6 protein-coding genes are annotated in these 4,812 nt (G+C 62.4%); 5 read left to right on the forward strand and 1 reads right to left on the reverse strand.

Annotated features, from left to right (window positions below; all coding sequences use genetic code 11):
• The 3 genes from der to QZL67_RS08775 all read left to right on the forward strand — a co-directional run.
• Window positions 1-1,062 (forward strand): ribosome biogenesis GTPase Der (gene der, locus QZL67_RS08765; protein WP_292920173.1); only part of this gene is annotated, 1,062 nt, incomplete at its 5' end.
• 4 nt (window positions 1,063-1,066) lie between these two features.
• Window positions 1,067-1,744: a glycerol-3-phosphate 1-O-acyltransferase PlsY gene (gene plsY, locus QZL67_RS08770; protein WP_022290352.1), complete on the forward strand. Its 678-nt coding sequence runs from the start codon at window positions 1,067-1,069 to the stop codon at window positions 1,742-1,744.
• Complete coding sequence (locus tag QZL67_RS08775; RefSeq protein WP_022290353.1) at window positions 1,741-2,745, forward strand: NAD(P)H-dependent glycerol-3-phosphate dehydrogenase; 1,005 nt, start codon at window positions 1,741-1,743, stop codon at window positions 2,743-2,745. The genes plsY and QZL67_RS08775 overlap by 4 nt, the downstream gene beginning before the upstream one ends.
• Window positions 2,746-2,893: 148 nt before the next feature.
• Here QZL67_RS08775 and rpmB read toward each other — a convergent pair whose 3' ends face one another.
• The gene (gene rpmB, locus QZL67_RS08780; RefSeq protein ID WP_022290354.1) at window positions 2,894-3,082 is read right to left on the reverse strand and encodes a 50S ribosomal protein L28; all 189 of its coding nucleotides are present in this window, start codon (window positions 3,080-3,082) and stop codon (window positions 2,894-2,896) included.
• Between the two features lie 354 nt (window positions 3,083-3,436).
• Here rpmB and hprK point away from each other — a divergent pair, with 354 nt between their 5' ends.
• The gene (gene hprK, locus QZL67_RS08785; protein WP_022290355.1) at window positions 3,437-4,369 is read left to right on the forward strand and encodes an HPr(Ser) kinase/phosphatase; all 933 of its coding nucleotides are present in this window, start codon (window positions 3,437-3,439) and stop codon (window positions 4,367-4,369) included.
• Between the two features lie 13 nt (window positions 4,370-4,382).
• Window positions 4,383-4,812, forward strand: a 430-nt coding sequence (locus tag QZL67_RS08790) for an ROK family protein (RefSeq protein ID WP_292920175.1), incomplete at its 3' end; no start/stop codon positions are given.

Raw genomic sequence — 4,812 nt, forward strand, 5'->3', positions numbered from 1 at the left:
ACGGACATCAAGACCGGCCTCACCGCCGCGGACCATGAGGTGGCCAACATGCTGCTGCGCAGCGGCAAGCCCATCGTCCTGGCGGTGAACAAGATGGACTCCACCGGAGTCCCGGACCCGGACTTTTACGAGTTCTATAACCTGGGACTGGGGGACCCCATCGCGGTCTCCGCTGTCCACGGCCACGGCACCGGCGATCTGCTGGACGCCTGCGTGCAGTATTTCCCGCCGGAGGATCAGGAGGAAGAAGAGGATGACGACGCCATCAAGGTGGCGGTGATCGGCAAGCCCAACGCCGGCAAGTCCTCCCTCATCAACCGCATCCTGGGGGAGGAGCGCACCATCGTCTCCGACGTGGCGGGTACCACCCGGGACGCCATCGACTCCCGTTTTGAAAACGACAAGGGCAAGTTCGTCTTTATCGACACCGCCGGTATGCGGAAGAAGTCCAAGGTGGAGGAGGACGTGGAGCGCTACAGCGTCCTGCGGGCCACCATGGCCATCGAGCGCAGCGACGTGTGCCTCATCATGATCGACGCCACCGAGGGCGTCACCGAGCAGGACACCAAGGTGGCGGGCTTGGCCCACGAGGCCGGCAAGGCCAGCATCATCGTGGTGAACAAGTGGGACCTGATCGAAAAGGACGGCAAGACCATGGACAAGATGCGCCAGGAGGTCCAGAATGGCCTGGCCTTCATGACCTATGCCCCCATCCTCTTTATCTCCGCCAAGACGGGCCAGAGGGTGGACCGGCTCTTCGAGCTCATCGACTATGTCTCCAACCAGGCCTCCACCCGCATCACCACCGGCATGCTCAACAACGTCCTCTCGGACGCCCAGACCCGGGTGCAGCCGCCCTCCGACAAGGGCCGCCGCCTGAAGATCTACTATATGACCCAGGTGGGCGTCCGGCCGCCCCATTTCGTGGTGTTCTGCAACGATGCCCGCCTCTTCCACTTCTCCTACCAGCGGTATCTGGAAAACTGCATCCGCAATACCTTTGGCCTGGAGGGCACCCCCATCATCCTCTCCATTCGCCAAAAGGGCGATAAGGAGGGATGAGGTCATGCTGGAAGTGAGTGGAGTCCATCCCCTGATCCTGGTGCTGCTGACCACCGTGGGCGCATATTTCTGCGGCTGCTTCAACGGCGCCGTCATCGTCTCCAAGTATATCCTGAGGGATGACGTCCGCAACCACGGCAGCGGCAACGCGGGACTGACCAACTTTTACCGCACCTTCGGCGGGCCGCTGACCTTCGTCGTCATTTTGTGCGACGTGCTCAAGGCAGTGGTGGCTGTGCTGCTGGGCGCCTGGCTTTTCAGCGGCATCCGGGTGGACGGTGGCAGCTACGACGTCTACTGGACCATCCTGGGCAAGTATTGGGCGGCGCTTTTCTGCCTGCTGGGCCACATGTTCCCCTGCATGTTCCATTTTAAGGGCGGTAAGGGCATCCTCTCCGGCGGCACCATCGCGCTGATGATAGACTGGCGGATCGCCCTGGTGGTCTGGGGCGGCTTCCTGATTCTGGCGGTGCTGACCCGGTATGTGTCTCTTGGGTCCGTGTGGGCCGGAGCCAGCTTCCCCTTTATCTCCTGGTATTGTTATCCGTATGTCTCCATCGTGATTCTGGCCTTTGTACTCGGCGGTCTGGTGGTCTGGCAGCACCGGGGCAATATCCGGCGGCTTCTCCATGGAAATGAAAATAAATTCAGTCTGCATCCGAAACGGGAGGGAAAGACATGAAAGCTGTGGTTATGGGCAGCGGCGGCTGGGGCACGGCCCTGAGCCAGGTCCTCTGCGACAACGGACACGAAACCTGGCTCTGGTCCCACAATGCCGCCAAGGCAGCGGAGATGGCCAAGACCCGGGAAAATCCCCTGCTCAAAGGCGTGATTCTGCCGGAGGCACTGCATATTACCGGCGACCTCTCCTGCCTGGAGGGGGCAGACATGGTGGTCAGCGCGGCGCCCTCCTTCGCTGTCCGGGAGACGGCCCGAAAGATGGCACCCTACCTCCGGCGGGAGACCATCCTGGTATCTGTCTCCAAGGGCATCGAGCGGGATACCAACCTGCGTATGAGCCAGGTGATCGAGGAGGAGACCCATCACATCTGCCGGGTCGTGGCCCTCTCCGGCCCCTCCCACGCGGAGGAGGTGGGCATCCGGATGCCCACAGGGTGCGTCTCCGCCTGCCCGGACCGGGCGGCGGCCCGGTTCGTCCAGGACGCGTTCATGAACGACTACTTCCGCATCTACACCAGCTACGACATCGTGGGTGTGGAGCTGGCGGCGGCGCTGAAAAACGTGGTAGCCCTCAGCTGCGGCATCTGCACGGGCCTGGGCTTCCAGGACAACACCAAGGCGCTGCTGATGACCCGGGCCATGGCGGAGCTGACCCGCCTGGGCGAGCAGCTGGGCGGTACCCGGCGGACCTTCGGGGGCCTGGCCGGCATGGGCGATCTGATCGTCACCTGCACCTCCATGCACTCCCGGAACAACCGGGCCGGCATCCTCATCGGCCAGGGCAAGACGCCCCAGGAGGCCATGAAGGAAGTGGGCGCCGTGGTGGAGGGCTACTACGCCGCCGAGAGCATCCACCAGCTGGCAGCGCGGGAGGGCGTGGAAATGCCCATCTGCACCTGCGCCTACGAGGTGCTCTATCACGACAAGGACGTCCGGGGCGTGGTCACGGAACTGATGACCCGGGCCAAGAAAGACGAGCTGCTGGAGACCGCGTGGCTGTAAGTGCCGGCACGTTCCTTTTAAATGAAAAGAGATCAATGAAAAGAGAGCGGGGGAGACCCCGCTCTCTTTTTTGGATGGCTTCTGATGAAACCGCTCCGGAAAAACAAGAATCCCGGACCGAAAGGTCCGGGATTGAAGTTTGTACAACTTAGACCGCTCTGGTGACTTTACCGGAACGCATACACCGGGTACAAACATACACATGGCGGGGGGAACCATTGACGATCGCCTTCACACGCTTCACATTGGGCTTCCAGGGACGATTGGAACGCCGATGAGAGTGAGAGACCTGAATGCCGAAGGTCACGCCCTTGTCGCAGAACTCGCACTTTGCCATCCGTTGCACCTCCTTGCTGTTGCGTACTGCGTGCCGGCTATTCACAGGCACAGGTGATATAATAACAGAAAAGAAAGAAAAATGCAAGCAGAAATTTCAAAAAAATTCAAGGAATTTGCGGGCGGGCCCGGCGGCTCCGGTTCGGCCCCGGCTCAGAGCCGCTCCGGGGCCGAAAACGACAAAAGCGCGGATTGGCCCGGGAGATGGCGGGCATGGGTGTTGCGAAAAGGGGGAAAATCATATATAATAAATTGAATTGTACGCACAGCGGAATTTTGACCGCTCAGCCGGGTGTTCGTATCCGGCGGATCAACAGGAGGGGCGCTGCCCCGCCGGAAAGGACAGGATCACATTATGCAGGAACGCGGCCTGAAAATCACGGAGTTCGTCTCGCTATTCAATCTGGAGGTACTCAACAAGGGCAGCGACTTTGAAACCGCCCAGCTGACCATCACGGACGTGAACCGTCCCGGCCTTCAGTTCCATGACTTTTACGACTATTTCGACCCCCGCCGCCTGCAGGTCATCGGCAAGGCGGAGGTGACCTATCTCAAGGGCTTGAGCGACGAGCGCCGGCGCAAGTGCTTTGACGATCTGTTCCTGTATGACATTCCCGCCCTGGTGATCTCCCGGGGGCTGGACTGCTTCCCGGAGTGCCTGGAGAGCGCCCAGGAGCATGAAAAGACGCTGCTGCGAACCCAGGAGACCACGGTGGACTTCACCAGCCACACCATCGAGCACCTCAACCGGGTGCTGGCGCCCTGCGTCACCCGGCACGGCGTGCTGCTGGATATCTACGGCGAAGGCGTAATGATCACCGGCGACTCCGGCATCGGCAAGAGCGAGTCCGCCATCGAGCTGATCATGCGGGGCCACCGCCTGGTGGCGGACGACGCGGTGGAGCTGCGCCGGATCTCCAACCAGCTCATCGGCACTGCGCCGGAGGTGATCCGCTACTATATCGAGCTGCGGGGCATCGGCGTCATCGACGTGCGGCAGCTCTTCGGCCTGCGGGCCATCAAGACCGAGTCCCCCCTGGACCTGGTGGTCCACTTTGAGCAGTGGGACAACACCAAGTTCTATGACCGGCTGGGCATCGAAGAGCACTTCACCCAGATCCTGGATGTCCAGGTGCCCTATTTGGTGATCCCGGTGCGGCCGGGCCGGAACCTTGCCAGCATCGTGGAAGTGGCGGCCATGAATAACCGCCAGCGGCGCTACGGGGTCAACGCGGCCCAGGAGCTGGCCCGCCGGGTGGATCTGCGGGCCGACGGCGGCCGGATGTGAGGAGGAAGCGGACATGTATGTTGGCATCGACGTAGGCGGCACCAACCTCAAGGCGGGCCTTGTGGATGAGACGGGCCACATCCTGGCGGTGGAGCGGACGCCCCTGGACTTCCGGGGGCCGGAGGCCTTTGCCGCCACGCTGGCGGAGCTCTCCAAGGCCGTGATGGCCGCCGGCGGGGCGGAGCCTGCCCAGGTGGAATATGTGGGCGTGGGACTGCCCGGCGCCGTGTCGGGGGGCGATGTGGTGTACACCACCAACATCCCCATGGAGAACGTGCCTTTGGAGTCCCTCTTCCGCCGCACGCTGGACCTGCCGCTGCTGCTGGGCAACGACGCGGACTGTGCCGCCGTGGGAGAGTTCTTCTGCGGCGCGGGGCAGGGGACGGAGGACTTCGTGGTGGTGACGCTGGGCACCGGCATCGGCGGCGGCATCATCCTGGGCG

Source organism: Oscillibacter sp. CAG:155 (assembly GCA_000436875.1).
Lineage (GTDB): Bacteria > Bacillota > Clostridia > Oscillospirales > Oscillospiraceae > Oscillibacter.

Coding starts and splice junctions, on each gene's coding strand:
- plsY (WP_022290352.1), top strand. CDS start 1,067: ATGCTGGAAGTGAGTGGAGTCCATCCCCTGATCCTGGTGCTGCTGACC.
- QZL67_RS08775 (WP_022290353.1), top strand. CDS start 1,741: ATGAAAGCTGTGGTTATGGGCAGCGGCGGCTGGGGCACGGCCCTGAGC.
- rpmB (WP_022290354.1), bottom strand. CDS start 3,082: ATGGCAAAGTGCGAGTTCTGCGACAAGGGCGTGACCTTCGGCATTCAG.
- hprK (WP_022290355.1), top strand. CDS start 3,437: ATGCAGGAACGCGGCCTGAAAATCACGGAGTTCGTCTCGCTATTCAAT.